This window comes from Zoogloea sp. GW822-FHT05C07 (assembly GCF_058800215.1).
The window spans coordinates 765,899-782,255 of sequence record NZ_CM179510.1; the positions used below are offsets into that span (position 1 = coordinate 765,899).

At 62.6% G+C, this 16,357-nt stretch carries 9 protein-coding genes and 2 tRNA genes; 4 read left to right on the forward strand and 7 right to left on the reverse strand.

What is annotated here, in order from left to right:
• Nucleotides 1-18: 18 nt before the first annotated feature.
• On the reverse strand, nt 19-2,100 hold the full coding sequence (gene uvrB / locus AC3QL2_RS03620) for an excinuclease ABC subunit UvrB (RefSeq protein ID WP_493236158.1): 2,082 nt from the start codon (nt 2,098-2,100) through the stop codon (nt 19-21).
• A gap of 132 nt (nt 2,101-2,232) precedes the next feature.
• On the opposite strand from uvrB, the gene AC3QL2_RS03625 reads away from it, so the two are divergent.
• The 4 genes from AC3QL2_RS03625 to AC3QL2_RS03640 all read left to right on the forward strand — a co-directional run bounded on the left by AC3QL2_RS03625 (nt 2,233) and on the right by AC3QL2_RS03640 (nt 6,215).
• Nucleotides 2,233-3,441, forward strand: coding sequence for an amino acid aminotransferase (locus AC3QL2_RS03625; RefSeq protein WP_493236157.1), 1,209 nt, complete (start codon nt 2,233-2,235; stop codon nt 3,439-3,441).
• Nucleotides 3,442-3,537: 96 nt separating this feature from the next.
• Nucleotides 3,538-3,613, forward strand: a tRNA-Asn gene (locus AC3QL2_RS03630).
• Nucleotides 3,614-3,667: 54 nt separating this feature from the next.
• Nucleotides 3,668-3,743 (forward strand) — tRNA-Asn (locus AC3QL2_RS03635).
• A gap of 885 nt (nt 3,744-4,628) precedes the next feature.
• The gene (locus AC3QL2_RS03640) at nt 4,629-6,215 is read left to right on the forward strand and encodes a DNA cytosine methyltransferase (RefSeq protein WP_493236156.1); all 1,587 of its coding nucleotides are present in this window, start codon (nt 4,629-4,631) and stop codon (nt 6,213-6,215) included.
• Here the strand turns inward: AC3QL2_RS03640 and AC3QL2_RS03645 are convergent.
• The 6 genes from AC3QL2_RS03645 to AC3QL2_RS03670 are packed head-to-tail and all read right to left on the reverse strand — an operon-like array spanning nt 6,163 to nt 16,355.
• Complete coding sequence (locus tag AC3QL2_RS03645; protein ID WP_493240351.1) at nt 6,163-6,588, reverse strand: very short patch repair endonuclease; 426 nt, start codon at nt 6,586-6,588, stop codon at nt 6,163-6,165. The two genes, AC3QL2_RS03640 and AC3QL2_RS03645, sit on opposite strands and share 53 nt — an antisense overlap.
• A gap of 40 nt (nt 6,589-6,628) precedes the next feature.
• Nucleotides 6,629-8,407 carry an AIPR family protein gene (locus AC3QL2_RS03650; RefSeq protein ID WP_493236154.1) on the reverse strand — a complete coding sequence of 593 codons (1,779 nt, stop codon included), beginning with the start codon at nt 8,405-8,407 and terminating at the stop codon, nt 6,629-6,631.
• Complete coding sequence (locus AC3QL2_RS03655; RefSeq protein WP_493236153.1) at nt 8,404-9,414, reverse strand: PD-(D/E)XK motif protein; 1,011 nt, start codon at nt 9,412-9,414, stop codon at nt 8,404-8,406. The genes AC3QL2_RS03650 and AC3QL2_RS03655 overlap by 4 nt, the downstream gene beginning before the upstream one ends.
• Nucleotides 9,398-12,286, reverse strand: a complete 2,889-nt coding sequence (locus AC3QL2_RS03660) for a Z1 domain-containing protein (protein ID WP_493236152.1) — start codon at nt 12,284-12,286, stop codon at nt 9,398-9,400. Before AC3QL2_RS03660 ends, AC3QL2_RS03655 begins: the two co-directional genes overlap by 17 nt.
• Nucleotides 12,283-13,773, reverse strand: a complete 1,491-nt coding sequence (locus AC3QL2_RS03665; RefSeq protein WP_493236151.1) for an ATP-binding protein — start codon at nt 13,771-13,773, stop codon at nt 12,283-12,285. The genes AC3QL2_RS03660 and AC3QL2_RS03665 overlap by 4 nt, the downstream gene beginning before the upstream one ends.
• Nucleotides 13,774-13,814: 41 nt before the next feature.
• Nucleotides 13,815-16,355, reverse strand: coding sequence for a sigma-70 family RNA polymerase sigma factor (locus tag AC3QL2_RS03670; RefSeq protein ID WP_493236150.1), 2,541 nt, complete (start codon nt 16,353-16,355; stop codon nt 13,815-13,817).
• Nucleotides 16,356-16,357: the final 2 nt, after the last annotated feature.

Below are 16,357 nucleotides of genomic sequence, written 5' to 3' on the forward strand. Positions count from 1 at the left end.
CACGTTGATCAGTCTTTCTCAGCCGGTGGCGTTGGGTGAAGCGGACGAATCGTGCCCTTCGGCACCAAATGCCTGCTGGCGCAGACGGAACAGACGGTCCCGTGTCGCCGCGGCTTTCTCGAACTCCAGGTTGCGGGCGTGCTCCTGCATTTCCTTCTCGAGCTGCCGGATCGTCCTGGCCAGCGCCTTCTCGTCGAGTTGCTGGTAGTCGGCACGCCCTTCGGCTACAGCTGGAGTCTTCCTGTCATCCGTCCCCGCATCATAGACACCGTCGATGATGTCCTTTATGCGCTTTGTCACGGACTTAGGCGTAATACCGTTAGCCTCGTTGAAAGCCAGCTGCTTGGCACGCCGGCGTTCCGTTTCATCGATCGCGGCGCGCATCGAATCGGTGATCCGGTCGGCGTAGAGGATTGCCGTGCCATGCAGGTGGCGCGCCGCGCGGCCGATCGTCTGGATCAGCGAGCGCTCGGAACGCAGGAAACCTTCCTTGTCCGCGTCGAGGATCGTCACCAGCGACACTTCGGGAATGTCCAGGCCTTCCCGCAGCAGGTTGATGCCCACCAGCACGTCGAACTCGCCGAGGCGCAGGTCGCGGATGATCTCGACCCGCTCCACGGTGTCGATGTCCGAGTGCAGGTAGCGCACCCGGATGCCGTTCTCGGACAGGTACTCGGTAAGGTCCTCGGCCAGGCGCTTGGTCAGCACGGTCACCAGCACCCGCTCCTGCACCGCAAGGCGCAGCTTGATCTCGCCGAGCAGGTCGTCCACCTGCGTGGTCGCCGGCTTGACGACAATGATCGGGTCCACCAGCCCGGTCGGGCGCACCACCTGCTCGACCACCTGGCCCTGGTGCTCCTTCTCGTAGGCCGCTGGCGTGGCCGACACGAAGACGGTCTGCGGCAGCAGGCGCTCGAATTCCTCGAACTTCAGCGGCCGGTTGTCCAGCGCCGAAGGCAAGCGGAAGCCGTACTCGACGAGGTTTTCCTTGCGCGAGCGGTCGCCCTTGTACATCGCCCCGACCTGGCCGATCGACACGTGGGACTCGTCGATGAACATCAGGCCGTCCTTCGGCAGATAGTCGATCAGCGTCGGCGGCGCATCGCCGGCCTTCCGCCCAGACATGTGGCGGGAGTAGTTCTCGATGCCCTTGCAGAAGCCCAGCTCGTTGAGCATCTCCAGGTCGAAGCGGGTGCGCTGCTCAATGCGCTGGGCCTCGACCAGCTTGCTCCCCTTGTAGAACACCTCCATGCGCTCGCGCAACTCCTCCTTGATCGCCTCGACTGCCTTCAGCACCGTGGCCCGCGGCGTCACGTAATGGCTGGACGGATAGACGGTGAAGCGGCTGAGCTTCTGCTTGAGGTGCCCGGTGAGCGGATCGAACAGCGTCAGGTGCTCAATCTCGTCGTCGAACATTTCCACCCGCAGCGCGTGCTCGGCATTTTCCGCCGGGTAGATGTCGATCACGTCGCCGCGCACACGGAAGGTGCCGCGCTTGAAGTCCACGTCCGCGCGGCTGTACTGCATGGCCACCAGGCGCTGGACGAGATCCCGATGGACGATCCGCTCTCCTTCCCGCAGGTGCAGCACCATGCTGTGGTAGTCGCCCGGATCACCGATACCGTAGATGCACGACACCGACGCGACGATCACCACATCGCGGCGCTCCATCAGGCTCTTGGTGGCCGACAGGCGCATCTGCTCGATGTGCTCGTTGATCGCCGAGTCCTTCTCGATGAACAGATCGCGGGACGGCACGTAGGCTTCCGGCTGGTAGTAGTCGTAGTAGCTTACGAAGTACTCCACCGCGTTCTCCGGAAAGAACTCGCGAAACTCCGAATACAGCTGCGCCGCCAGTGTCTTGTTGTGGGCCAGCACCAGCGCCGGCCGGCCGCAGCGGGCGATGACGTTGGCCATCGTGTAGGTCTTGCCGGAGCCCGTCACGCCCAGCAAAGTCTGGAACATCAGACCGTCTTCGATGCCCTCGACGAGCTTGCGGATTGCCTCCGGTTGGTCGCCGCCGGGCTGAAAAGGTTGGTGCAGTCGGAACGGGCTGCCTTCGAAAACCACCACACGCCCGCTATCGGATTGATCGACCATGATAAAATTACAAGTTCAAGTCAGGCTTTGAACAGCACCTTGCTTCAAGCCCGACTTCGTTGGACAAGCCCGCATTATCGCCCAGCGGCCGGCACAAGGTGCCCCGCTCCCTTCGCCCCTTTTGGAGACCCCATGAGCTCTTCGATCTTTGCTGCGGTGGAAATGGCCCCCCGCGATCCGATTCTTGGCCTGAACGAAGCCTTCAACGCGGATACCCGCAGCACCAAGGTCAACCTCGGCGTTGGCGTTTATTTCGACGACAACGGCAAGATTCCCCTGCTGGCTGCCGTCAAAACCGCTGAAAAGACCCGCCTCGAAGCAGCCCCCCCGCGCGGCTACCAGCCCATCGAAGGCCCCGTTGCCTACAACAGCGCGGTGCAGAACCTGCTGTTCGGTGCCGACAGCGCCCTCATCCGTGACGGCCGCGTCGTCACCGCCCAGGCCCTCGGCGGCACCGGCGCCCTGCGCATCGGCGCCGACCTGATCCAGCGCGTCGTGTCCGGCGCCACGGTCTACATCTCCGATCCGTCCTGGGAAAACCACCGCGCCCTGTTCGAGGCTGCCGGCTTCCCGGTCGAAACCTACCCGTACTACAACCCGGAAACCCGCGGCGCCAACGCCGAGGCGATGATCGCCAAGCTCAACACGCTGCCGGCCGGCTCCGTGATCGTGCTGCACGCCTGCTGCCACAACCCCACCGGCGCCGACCTCACCGAAGCCCAGTGGGCCGAAGTGGTCAAGGCCTGTGCGGCCCGCGGCCTCATCCCCTTCCTCGACATGGCCTACCAGGGCTTCGCCGACGGTATCGAGCCGGACGCCGTCGCGGTGAACCTGTTCGCCGCCTCCGGCCTGTCCTTCTTCGTGTCCAGCTCGTTCTCCAAGAGCTTCTCGCTGTACGGCGAGCGCGTCGGCGCCCTGTCCGTCGTCACCCAGAGCAAGGACGAGTCCGCCCGCGTGCTGTCCCAGCTCAAGCGTGTGATCCGCACCAACTACTCCAACCCGCCGATCCACGGTGGCGCGGTCGTGGCTGCCGTGCTGTCCACCCCCGAGCTGCGCGCTCAGTGGGAAGCCGAGCTGGCCGGCATGCGTGACCGCATCCGCGCCATGCGCACCGGCCTCGTCGACAAACTTGCTGCCCGCAACATCGATCAGGACTTCTCCTTCGTCATCAAGCAGCGCGGCATGTTCTCGTACACCGGCCTTAGCACTGCCCAAGTCGAGCGCATGAAGACCGAGTTCGGCATCTACGCGGTCGGCACCGGCCGCATCTGCCTGGCCGCGCTGAACAGCAAGAACCTCGACTACGTCGCCGACGCCATCGCCGCCGTCATCAAGGCCTAAGCTTCCGCCGCACCGCCCCCGGCCCGTGCCGGGGGCAAAATTCGCGCAAACCAGCTTGACGTTTCAGCAACGTCTTCCTATACTTCGCGCCTCTGTTCCTCGATAGCTCAGTCGGTAGAGCGCCGGACTGTTAATCCGTAGGTCCCTGGTTCGAGCCCAGGTCGAGGAGCCAGAAAAAATTCAGGTCATTTGCACCCAATCGGATGCAGATCGCCAACCCGTCAGATCCTCGATAGCTCAGTCGGTAGAGCGCCGGACTGTTAATCCGTAGGTCCCTGGTTCGAGCCCAGGTCGAGGAGCCAAGACAAGCAAGCAGAAAAGCCAATCCGCAAGGGTTGGCTTTTTTGTTGTCTGGTCGATTGCTGGTCCGGGGTCGACGATGCCGGAGACTGGATCGCCCATCGAGGCATGACCGCTCCGCCCTAGCCGTGCTTGATGCGACGTCATGGCGATCTCGGCCACTCGTCACGCCATGCGGCCGGTTCTGCCGCAATAGCGGTGCAGCTGGCGCCCCCTATCCGACTGCACGTGCCCCGCCCGCCGCGAAGCTCTCACCGTGGCTCTACGCCGGGAAACACAGCCTCTTCAACGCACTCGCCCGTCACCAGACCGGCACTCAGACGGATTCGAAGCGACCAATCGTCTTGGTGTCATTCTCGGCAAGGGGGTCTATGTAGTACGTCAATTGACACCGCGTTCTACGTGGACTCGCGGCTCGCCGACCGCCTCCCACTCCGACCGACAGCCAGGCCACCTCAGCAGCCCCAGGCCCTCGCGAGCCCGGAACGGCTTCAATCCGCCCAGTTGGGCGGATTCATCGGTCCATTTCACACGCACGGGGAACCGCTTGATTCTCCCGTGTCGCCGAATCAAACGGTTCGCACACACGTGAGGAATGCTCATCCAGCACAGGGGCATTGACAAATGAAGGTGCCCAGCTCGATCAAGCGCATGGTTTGAGCGACATGATTGGGCCCAGATGGAGTACTGAAATAATATACAGTACAATGTAAACAAACGTACCTATCGCAGTACCTTCTCGCCCCCTCCGGGTATCGAAGGCACCTATCGAAGAGGTAAAATCCGCGCGCTGAATGCTACGCGCCCTGGCGATTCCACTAGCATTTGACGGCGCGCGAGTCGCGCCTTTTTCTTTTTTGACGACACAAGAACCATAACGACGAAGCATGGCCCAGCGCAGACCCATTCCGGTAATCGACCTTTTCGCCGGCCCCGGCGGCTTGGGAGAAGGTTTCTCGTCGCTTCTGGCCCAGGATCACTCGCCCTTCTTCTCCCTGAAAGTCTCGGCGGAGAAGGACCAGACGGCCCACAAGACGCTGTCCCTTCGCGCGCTTTACCGCAAGTTTCCCCGAGGCAAGGCCCCAGACTGCTACTACGAACACATTCGCGGCGAAATCTCCCGCGAAGCTCTCCTCTCCCATTCCAACGCAGCCGAGGCGGGAAAAGAAGCTTTGGAGGAGGCGCGTAACTTTGAATTAGGAAAGGACGCCCCGGAAGACCTCGACAGCCGGATTCAGACAGCTCTGGCCGGCGCGGACGACTGGATCCTGATAGGCGGGCCTCCATGCCAGGCGTACTCCATAGCCGGACGCTCCCGCCGGACGCGGGAATCGCAGGAAAAGTTCGAGAGCGACGAGAAGCACTTCCTCTACCGGGAGTACCTGCGCATCATCCGCAAGCACAAACCGGCCGTGTTCGTTATGGAGAATGTGAAGGGGATGCTCTCCTCGCAGCACGGAGGCTCACCGATCTTCGACAGAATCGTGGCCGACCTGTCCGCGCCGGGCGACGGACTCGAATATCAGATTCGGTCCCTAGTGAAACCCGGCATCGCCGGAGAGATAGATCCACAAGACTTCGTCATCGAGGCGGAGCGCTTCGGCATTCCCCAGGGGAGACACAGAGTCATCCTGTTCGGGATTCGTTCGGACGTCGCACGTTCGGTCCCGGAGCTTTCTTCCTCACCAGAGGAGTTCGTCCTGGGGAGGGAGAACTTGAAAGTAACAGTCGGAGAAGTGCTGTCCGGCCTTCCTCCCCTTAGAAGCAGACTGTCAAAGGAACCCGACGGACACGAAGAATGGCTTTCCGCTCTGGCTGAGACGAACGAGGAGCTTCGCTGGCACCAGTCCGAGAAGCTGGAGGCAGTCTTCAAAGAAATAAGTGGCGCCATCGAAAGAGCCCACCTTCATGTTTCTACCGGAGGCCCGTTCATGCGTCACGATACGGCGCTCAACGATATGCGGGCCAGACTGGACAAGTGGTATATCGACAAACGTCTTGGCGGGGTGATTCAGCACGAGACGCGCTCGCACATGCGCTCCGACCTCCACCGCTACCTCTTCGCCGCAGCCTTCGGAAAGGTGAAAGGGTATTCGCCGAAGATCGCCGACTTCCCGACACCCCTACTTCCGAAGCACGACAATGTTTCCTCGGATAAAGTGCCGTTCGCGGACCGCTTCCGGGTTCAGCTGGAGGGGTCTTGGTCGTCCACCGTGGTCGCGCACATAGCCAAAGACGGGCACTACTTCATTCACCCCGATCCATCGCAGTGCAGAAGCCTGACGGTACGCGAGGCCGCTCGCCTCCAGACCTTCCAGGATAACTACTTCTTCGCCGGCAACCGAACCGAGCAATACACTCAGGTCGGCAATGCAGTTCCTCCTCTTCTCGCCCGCAAGATCGCCAGGGTAGTCTGGAAGTTCATGGAGGCGTGGAACCGGAGCCGAACTCCCCGCAGACTTCGGCCCCCCTGACCCAGCCGGCCAGTAGCTCAGGAAGATCCTCCCGGACTCTGGACGAGCGCGTCGCGCACTCCCAGACGACCAGAACACGCCAGCCCGCCGACAGCAGAGCATCTCGCACTCGTCGATCTCGTTCGACATTGGCGGAGAGCTTGGCCTCCCAGAACTCACGACGCGTAGCCGGCATTCTGGCGTAGCGGCAACCTGGATGGGCGTGCCAGAAGCAGCCGTGGATGAAAACGACAACTCGACGCCCCGGGAGAACCACATCAGGACGCCCCGGTAGATCTTTCCGATGGAGGCGAAATCGGAAACCCGCCGCGAAGAGAGCCTTGCGGACGACAATTTCCGGCTTCGTGTTCCGTCCTCCGATGCCGGACATCATCCGGCTTCTCGTTGCTGCGTCGACGACGTCGGCCACCGAATCAGCCCTGCCGCGCTTCAGGAACGTCCACGGATGGTGGAGAGAACGGTTGTGCGAACATCGCCTCCTTGCACTCCGGCCGCTTGGCCCACTCAGAGATCATCTTCCCGTTCGCCGTCACGTGCAGACGTTCATTCACCTCCCGAGCCCATATCTCGACCTGCTCGAGGAACTGGTGTGAGACGCCCTGATTCCTCCAGACCTTCTCGAGATCGAAAACGTCGCGATAGGACTGGGCCACGACGGCAACCGTGTAGGCAGCCACGTTCGCCAGGAAGGCGGACACAAGCGGACGAGCCGTTTTGTGGACGGCCTTGAACACCAAGGCCTTTGCGACGAGGGCCTTGAAGAACGCGGGGGCGGGCACGAGCGGAGCCCCCGCCGCTTCAGCCTCGCCAAGCCCCGTCATGAAGCGGTCGAAGCACTTCTGCGTTCCAAGGCTGACGACGTCCGGCCTGACGTCCCACGCCATCAGATATTTCGCCAACTCTGTCTTGGTGATCTTGCGCGAGGGCGGAACGGACTCCTTTAAGGCCTTCAACCGGGCCGGGGTCGTCCCTTCGCGCGAGAGAAGGGTGTTGTAGCTTCCCGCGGCCCGCTCGTAGAACCAGCGGCCCACCCCATCAGGGCAGTAGACGGACAGGGACAGCCGCTCGACGTCCACGTGGAAGGGCTTGTTCGCCGACAGATCGGATTGTCGGACGGCATTCTGGGAGTTCGCGTAACGCGATATGTCTGAGACCAGAGCCTCCTCCTTCGTCGGATCCGCCTCCCTCATGACGATGATTTTCGCGGGGACTCTGACCTTGCTCAGGTCGGTATCCGGGTACTTTTTCTTCGCAAAGTAGAGCGAGGCTGTGGTCTGCCCCCCGTTCACGATCTGCATACCCCGAAGCCAGACGATTCCGGGGGAGCCGTCCTCGGCCCGCGCAAGCTTCATCTCGTCGGCGACCAAGACGATACCGTTATTGAAGGCCATGAAACGCTCGGGAGTAACGCGCAGCGTGCTCTGAATGCCGGCATTCACACCCTTGGCCTTGACGCTCAGGAACGAGCGCACATTGGCTTCCAGAAGCCGAGGGCCGAACTTCTCGTAAACGTGGCGCAGGGCCTCACCGGGGACTGCGGTCAGGGCGTAATCGTAGTCTCCCGTCTGGCCAGGGACGAAGACGCAGGGCAGAGGCGATCCTGAAACCTCATTGAAATCGATGACAAGCTCGTCTCGCGGCTTGCCCTCCGAGCGATGACGGAACAATCGCTCAATGTCCATGACTTCGAGACGGACTGACTTGCCGCCGACATCCCTGGGCTTGAAGCTCTTCGACTTGGCAACGCCGTCCGTGAGGACGAACACCCGGACTTGTTCGAGGCCGTCGTATATTTCCCTGATGGTCAAGGCGAGGGAGTGAGTGTCGCTGGACGGGTCAAGCTTGTCGGCAAGACGCCCCGATGCACAGAGTTCAAGGAAGCGGACGCACTGCTGGGCCGCCGTCTTGGAGTTCTGGTCCTGAACGGGCGTTATGGTCTCAAATCCCTCGTAGAGGCTGACGAAGAGGTCGAGCTGATCGGCGTCGTCGGAGATGGCATAGCCGCTGAGTCGCAAGTTGGCATTCGCCACCTTCCCCTGAAAATGGCAAACGACTGGCTCGAAGGTCATACCGGCATCGACGAGGTGCTGCATCACCACCTCGCAGAACACCAGTTCCGCGAAGGGGGAGCCTTCGCTCATCTGCGCCGCTATCTCGGTCCGCGTCTCGGCGAGGAAGTCGTCGAGGGTCATTGGATCTCTCCTAGTTGCAAGAGGACCTCGTCGAAGTCGCGCAGGAAATCTCCGGCGTGGTCCAGATTGATTTCGTAGAGGGCGCGAGTCACCCCGGCGGGAACGACTCCCGACGTAAGGCGCGGGAAGCCCTCGACGACGGAGAAAACCCGACTCTCCTTCGGCTCGAATCTTCGAGAATACTGGCCAGCGTAGGCCTCCGCGTAGCCCGCGACCATGAGTCGCTCCCGCAGATAGTCAATCGCCCCGGGCTCGTCCCCGAGACGCCGCCCCACCTCGGAGACCATCTCGGGAAGCGTAGCGCCCCCCTCGCCTCGCACAAACCTGACAGCGGCGAGAAAGAGCGGAGAGGCGACGGCATCGTCCAACTGCTCCAGTGAACCGATCTTCACCGGGAACCCCGACGAGGACATCGTCGCCTTCACCTCGATCGCCCCGTCTCCGAGGAGAAAGTCCTGCGGAGCGTCGTCCGGCCCGACCCAGCCCCTCAGCACGCAATCCGGCAAGACTCCGGCGTCGAGAAGACGAGCCATGAAGTAGAGTTCTCCCGCCAGACCGAGCTCCGCTTCGGGACTCAGAGGCCCGGCTCCGCGCGACATGAACTGCTGCCACATGTGCACCCTGCGCAGCATGGTCCTGAGAACGGCCGTCTCGCCCTCCCCCGCGTCGGCGTCCATGGCTCCGGCAACGTCACCGACCATCTCCGCGAACAGTTCGGGACTACCCGACTCCTTCCTGGACAGAGCTATCCACGTCCTGCCGTCGCCGAACGGGTCCGCCCGGACGACCTCGAACCCCTTGCCCTCCGGAAGACGCTCGGACGATCCGAGACGGACCGTGGGAAAGCGGGCGAGAAGAGCCTCCTCGTTGCCCGGAAAGCGTCTAGCCGCCATGAGCTCGCAGACTCCCGCAGGGGCCACGGGGATGCCGAGCCAGCCGCCCTCCTCGTCGCCTCGGCCGGACAGAGCCGCCCATACGGCTAGGAACTCGTCAATCGGCCGGGGCATACTCGGTCTCCCAGAGAAGATGATCCACCTCGTATTTCACAGTCGTCGTCGAGTGGCTGGTAGGGAAGCTGATCCCGAAGCCGACTACGGGCATAGAGCCTTCGGGCAACCCGGTGTCCTTCTGATCGATCGGATAAAGAAGCAGGAGGCCGCGCTCCGGATGAGCAGGAACGCTGTCGTCCCCCAATCCGCGCACTCGACGCACCCAGACTCCTCCAGGGTATTTCGGCGGCTCCTTCCCGGTCTCCTCCGTTCCTCGCCCGGGGTCCCGCGCCCGATCCTCCAGCGTAAGCCTCATGGCGGCAAGCCAGGCCTCTTCGTCGAGGTCGATCGCCTCGTCTCTCGGCGAGAGAAGCCGGCCGATGGAGTAGTGCTCCATGTTGGAGTTGGGCTTTCGGACGATCATGTGCTCTAGGGCGTATTTGCCGCAGAGCTCGAACGGCCCTCCGTCCGCCCCGTCCTTGCCGCCAATCACCGCGACGGTCCATGAGGTGAGCTCGCCCTTGGCCGACATCGCCTTGACGAAGTCCGCCAGCACCGCGCTGTTCACCTTTCTGGCAGCCGGATGCGTCAGATAGGTTGAAAGGAACTCGACGACGTGCTCGGCAGGAACGTTTTCCCATAGGACGCCCCTCCACTCCTGAACGCCTGATCCCCGCCTGCGCGAGACGAGGCCTCCTCCCTCCGTCGGAGCTCCAGCCGCTTCGAGCAGGCGCTCCGTCGCCGCAAGATTCCGCTCGATGATCGATGCGTCACGATGAAAGGCGACGGTTTCAAGCACTGAGCCGCTGAACGAGACTTGCAGGGTCTTCGCGCTGCGCATCTTCATGGGCGACGTGACCATGAGAACCGGATGCGACTGGACCTTCATGCCGTAGGTCTCGGGCGTCGCATGGATCTTCGCCATCGTGTCGAACTCCTGGCGAAGCTCCTCTGCCGCGTCGGCGATGTGGCCGAACCACTCGACGAGGTCGGAGGTCGTGTAAAGACGACAAAGATCGAGGTAGCCGGGACGGTATCCGAACCACCTGCCCATCTGCATCAGGGTGTCGTACATTTTGGTGGTGCGGACGAAGTAGCTGACACAGAGGCCTTCCAGCGTCAGCCCCCGGGCGAGCTTGTCGCCGCCTACGGCGATGACCTTCAGCCCGGTCTCCTCCCGCTCGGCGTAGTCCAGCACGTCGCCGGCCGACCCGTTGATGGCCCTGACCCCGTTCGCAAGGTCTTCGAGTACCTCGGGGAGAACAGACTCGACATCCTCCCAGCTGGGAAGCTCAAACTCGCCGGACGTCTCGTCCATGGCCGTCGCCACTGCGGCAGAAGTTGGAACGAAGTCATCCGCCCAGAGCTCACGCCACTCCGCCAGCAACTCGTCCCTCTCCACCGCGCCGAACCCCCGAAGACGCTTGCGGAAGCTCTTCACGAGGTCGTCCACCTGTCGGCGGACCTCCTCCTGAACAGCGGTGTAGCGCGTCACGTGAATCAGCATCGAGCAGTGCCTGTCGCCCTGCCCTCGAAGGACGCGCACCGCGCAGCAGAGCACGAAGGCGGAAAGCGCCTCTCGCAGAGACGGCGGAACCTCGTCGCGCCCCTCAAAAAGGGGGACGTGGTTCTTGTCGTGCCTAGAGGGCATCCATCCATCCTCGCCTGAGGCGTCAGTCTGGTCGTCCACCTCGCGAGTCAGGGGCAGACCGCCCGCTCTGCCTTCGATCGAGCGCAGCCCGAAGACGCGGGCGGGGCCGACGTAGTTCGAGGGAGCGGAGATATTGACGATGAATGACTGAGGGAACAGATCTGGCCCCTCATCCTTCGTAGTCTTCCGGCGGTCGATGAAGATGTTCGCGAATGGCGTGGCCGTATATCCGACGTAGGCCTTCCGGGCAAACGAGTGGAGAATCTTCCGGATGCGGCTGTTAATGGCCTTCGGCTGATACTCGTCGTCCACTGTGCCGTCCTTGTTAACGATCTGATCCCCGGTGTCGACGGAGGCGTGATCAGCCTCATCGTCGATCAGCAGCAGAGGAAAGCCCGAGACGAGGGGGCGGCCGTCCGCGTCCTTGGCGTCGGCGACGTGGTTGCGAATCCATTTGAGCAGGCGTTCGAGCACCGTCTTGTTCTTCTTGACGACGAATAGCCAGGGCCGCTGCTCCGGGGAGATGGCCAGGTGCTTCGCGACCTTGGTGTTGAAGTCTCCGTTGTCCGATCTGTTCGTCGCGCAATTCGGGCGAATCTCCGCATCTCGCCCGTTCTCACCGACGCCGATGTAGCGGACTACGTCATTCTTGGCCGAGGTCTCGTAGCCCAGGAACCCCTCTTCCAGACGAATCTGGGTCTGGGACCTGAGGTTGTTGTGCAGGCCGGCGAGGACGATGATGATCTTGTAGCCCGCGTCGGCCGCCTTGCAGATCAGGCCGGTGTAGTTCCCCGTCTTGCCTGACTGGACGTGCCCAACGACGAGGCCCCGCCGATCCCAGCAGCCCTCCCTCAGGGGATCTTCAAGCAGTTCCAGAATCTTGTTGGTCGCCTCATCGAGGGCGTCAACGGCCTTCAGTGACATCTTGCTTTCCAGGAAGTCGCGGTAGCGCTGCCAGTACCGCCAGTCCTTACGGCGCGATGCGTTGAGCCAGTCCTTGTGGCCCGTCTTGTCGGAGAGCATCGTGGCCCCGCCGATCCACAGACTGAAGCGGCGGATGAGCTCGTCGCGCGCCTCCGTCCTGTCGATATCCTTGCCCGGGTAGAGGTTGTCGGCGACGAAGTCGACCTTTTCCATGATGAGCGTCGGCGTGACCGAGCCCTTGTCCATATCGGCCGCCAGCGTCGTCTGGACGATACTGACTAAACCCTGAAACAGCTTGCTCTGCTCTTCCGTCATCCAGCGTTTCCTTCGTCAGGCTTCGTCGCGACGTCCGGAAGGGCCGCGACGAGTTTGGGGTAATTCTGAAAAGGCTCGGTGGAGGACAGCGCACGGACGGCCGCCTCCGGGGTCATGCCGCGCCGGCCGATCATGTCTCTGAAGAGGGTCAGGAGCACCGTCCTCACACCGTCGGGAGCCGTCTCGGACTCGCCCGAGAAGCCCGTCCTCGGGGTATCCTTGTTCTCGGCGGTGTCGAGCCAGATGCGCTGAACCGGAACGGTTTCCTCGACGACCCGCAGCATCGCCTTGACGAGGTCCTTCCTGTCCCCGCAAGCCTCAATGACGGCGGCGACGGCGGGATGTTTCTCGTCGATGCGGTATCGGACGCCGCTCCGCAGGCGCTCGACCCACCAAGCCTGCTCGATCGGCGCACCGCCCGGCCCCGGTGTGGGCGAGCCGCGGAAGGCGAAGACCTTGCGGGCCTTTTCGCGCGTGTTCTCCGCCAGACCGGTCAGCCACGAGCGGACGAAGACCGGCGGCCGCGCCGTGGACTTCCTCACGTCGATCTTCCAGTCGGCGTCGGCCGAGTTCGGGATGTCCACTCTGATCCGCGCCAGACGGTGCGACTCCTCCCTGTTCCACGCCCTTCCCTTTCCGAGTCCGAGCCACCCTCCCGCCAGCAGCAGGCGCTTGTTTCGATAGACGTAGAAGCCCTGCTGGGACGTCCATCCCTCCGGACCCCCGGCCTTCGCAAAGTCGTCGTCGGACAGCTTGTCCTTGTGGGGGAGCACGTGACATTGAGCCTCGACCGAGCCGGAGGGGGTGGAGATCCGTGCGACCGGAGACTCCCACGGCTTGGCCGGATGTCCCGTCATGAAGGGGTCCCACGGGACCATGGGCTTGTCGTTGACGAACAGTCGAAAGTCCGGCCGATGTCCTTCCAGCAAGCGATGGAAAATCATGGCGAGACGGGACTCTACGTCGATGGCGAGGTCGGCGAAGTGGTCGAAGTCCGAGCCGGCAGTGACCACCCGATCCATCCTCTCCCAGAGGACGAGCGTCCCCGAGCGTAAAGTGGCAAGAGGCTCTAGAAAACGCTCCGAGCCGGGAGCCGGCCCCTCGAACATGCGCCATCCGCCCTCCGGATCTGAGGCGATGGCGTCGAGGTCCCAGCGTAGGCAGACGATCTTTTGCCCCTCTCGCTTCGACACCACAGTGAGCCTGCGACACTGTGAGAAGGACGCCGTCTTCAGCCCTAGACCGAAGCGCCCCAAGTCCGTCGAAGCCCTCTCGTCGAGGGGGTTGATGGTCCCAAGCGTCATGGCAGCTTCGAGTTCCGGGTCGTTCATGCCACGGCCGTCATCCAGAATCGAGATCGTGCTGTCGGGCCCCTTCCAATCGAATAACAGACGTACCTCGCGAGCACCTGCGGATACTGAGTTGTCCACAACGTCAGCCACAGCGGTGGCGGTCGAGTACCCGAGGCCTCGCAGCGCCTCCATCATGGCCCCAGCTTTCGGGGGGGCATACCTGGCGCCACAACTCGTCATATTACAAAAACATCCTTCTGAACTTTCTGAAAGCCGAAAGCAATAAGCCGGCGACCGAACGCCCTAATCGCTGGCGTTGATTGATAGGGAGCGACGATCATCAACTCCCCGCCTTCGGCACGATTGTCATGGACTCTCAGCCCGAGCGTCCTTGCCTCGTCACGGAATCTTGAGGCTAGATCATCTCTTTTGACCTCGGGAGCTGGAACTGCATTGATGACTGTGTTCCCCCCGGTATGAGCCACGCCTTCGGTTGGATCCAGTTCTTCTCTGATGCCCCGTGGCTCATCGGGAGGGGTAGAGCGTCGGGATGCACCGGAATGCCCCAGGAACGGAGTCAGCGTCTCCCGTCGACTCTCACTCGACAATCGACGCATGGCTTTCGACTCAATCTGCCTGATGCGCTCTCGCGTTACCCCAAAGTGCAGCCCGAGCTCCTCAAGGGTCATCGTGTCCTCGCCTGTCAGGCCGAAGCGCAGAAGGATTACTTCCCGACTCCTTTCATCAAGGCAATCCAGCATTCCGAGAAGGGTCGAGCGCAGGGAGGCATGCTCGGCGACGTCCGCTGGGTCGAGGGCATGCGTGTCCGGAAGGCCGTCCGCTCGCAGCAGTCCTGTATCGGGGTCGATTTCATCAAGGGAAACAGCTTCGTCGAACATTGACAGGAGCACGTGAATCTTCGCGAGGGGCGCGCCAACGCGTCGCGCGGTCTCAACCATGCTCTCGGGACGTCCGAGCCGTGCCTCCACTTCATTCTTTTCTCTCAGGACATTTCTAGCCGTCTCCTGAATGTGGACTGGGGCTCTGACGACCCTGCCTGTGTCGGCTATGGAGCGTGAGACCTGTTGCCGAATCCACCACGTCGCATAGGTGGAGAACCGGAAGCCTCGGCGCCAGTCGAAACGCTCGACCGCCTTCATGAGACCGATGTTCGCCTCCTGAACGAGATCGTCGAGCGGAATTCCCGACCAGAGATGCTTCTTGGCGATGGATAGCGCGAGTCGCAGGTTACTGAGGATCATGCGATCCCGCGCCGCCGCCTGGCGTTCGAGAGCCTCGACAAAGTCGCGTCCCGCACCGTCCCGATCAGCCTTTCCAGTCAGCTCAAGGAGGAAGCCGCGCGTCAGCCGCGCATCTTCCAGAGCCTCTGTTGTACGACGGGCGTCTCCCCTGGCGGCTTCGACAGCGGCAACGGCATTCACGAAGAAGAAGCTCTCCTCGTCCAGTTCCGAATCGTCATCCTCGTCGCTCTCGTCGTTCGCACAGACCGGCCGCAAATCCGACTCATCATCCACCCCCGGCTCCGGTCCCGCGGAGAATGACTCCGCGTCCGCCTCCCCTCGCGCGACTCGGGCAGCAGCGCCGGACAGGGCAGAGAGGCCCTCCGGCCACTGCGCCAGGGCCGACAGGGCTGCTCGACCAGCCTCCTCCATCTCGCGTCCCAAGGCGATTTCCTCCTCGGCCTCGAGAAGATCTCCGCGGATATCCTTCGAGTAAAACCTGAACGGGTCATTTCGGCCAGAGGCAAGCTCCTCTGCAAACTCCGTCGCCTCCGTCAGCAGGTGCTCCTCCTCCAATGTGGGTTCGGCTTGAAACGGCTGCTCCGACCCAGTCCATTCAACGACAGTCGCCCCAAGCTCTCCGACGACTGCGGCCAGAAGCCTCTCGGCCTCGTCATTGCGGCTCCCATCGACGTTCGAGCAGACCTTGATCAGGTTGCCCTCTGAAACCATTCCCTCGCGCAGAGCAGTGAGAAAAAGGTCCCTGACTACCCCCGTCCCCTCGTCGCGAGCGAGTGGAGCGGCTCTGACGGGCAGATGGAGGTCTACGTCCCCCCAGTCCTCGTCGCGATCCACTACTTTGTGCCGTCCGATGCTTTCGTGAACCTGCCTAGCCGCCTCAATGACTGTCTCGTCCCCCTCCGGGGCTGTGACTTCCTCCTCCGCCTCCCAGTCGTCGGCGGATAGTTCATCCAGCGGCTCGTCGTCAAACAACACGACGTCAGCCGCCTCCTCGGAGGCAACGTCGAAGATGGAAGCCTCGACCCCGCTCTCAGGACCCGGGGGAACCTCCCAAGGAGGCGTGGCTTCCGACTCATCGGCAGAAGCGCCGCCGAAAGTTTCCAACAGAAGGCGCTCGGTCGGGATTGGTAGTGACTCCGCTGCCCCCTCAACGGAAACGACCTCCTCCTCGTTGAAGAGCGAACCAGGATCTTCCGAAGGAGCCCCCCCAGAAGGTTCGGGAGCAGCTCTGCGGGCCAGGGCCTCCATCAGCAGCGCGATCGTCTCGGGGCATCCGCCCTTTCTAGCGTGAGCCAGAGCGTCCATGCCGCATTCGTCCGCAAGCGCAGGATTTGCCCCTGCATCCAGTAGCAGCCGGACTGCGCCCTTCCTCCGCTTGGCCGCCGCTAGAGCTAGCGGCGTGGCCCCTGAGCCGTCTCTGGCATCCAGATCGTCGCCTCGGCGAATGTGGAGCTTGACTGCCGTCTCGACACCCGAAATGGCCGCGAGCCTAAGGAGGGCGTTGAGCTTCCTCACTG

Coding starts and splice junctions, on each gene's coding strand:
- AC3QL2_RS03625 (WP_493236157.1), top strand. CDS start 2,233: ATGAGCTCTTCGATCTTTGCTGCGGTGGAAATGGCCCCCCGCGATCCG.
- AC3QL2_RS03645 (WP_493240351.1), bottom strand. CDS start 6,588: ATGATGTCCGGCATCGGAGGACGGAACACGAAGCCGGAAATTGTCGTC.
- AC3QL2_RS03655 (WP_493236153.1), bottom strand. CDS start 9,414: ATGCCCCGGCCGATTGACGAGTTCCTAGCCGTATGGGCGGCTCTGTCC.
- AC3QL2_RS03640 (WP_493236156.1), top strand. CDS start 4,629: ATGGCCCAGCGCAGACCCATTCCGGTAATCGACCTTTTCGCCGGCCCC.
- AC3QL2_RS03660 (WP_493236152.1), bottom strand. CDS start 12,286: ATGACGGAAGAGCAGAGCAAGCTGTTTCAGGGTTTAGTCAGTATCGTC.
- uvrB (WP_493236158.1), bottom strand. CDS start 2,100: ATGGTCGATCAATCCGATAGCGGGCGTGTGGTGGTTTTCGAAGGCAGC.
- AC3QL2_RS03665 (WP_493236151.1), bottom strand. CDS start 13,773: ATGATGGAGGCGCTGCGAGGCCTCGGGTACTCGACCGCCACCGCTGTG.
- AC3QL2_RS03650 (WP_493236154.1), bottom strand. CDS start 8,407: ATGACCCTCGACGACTTCCTCGCCGAGACGCGGACCGAGATAGCGGCG.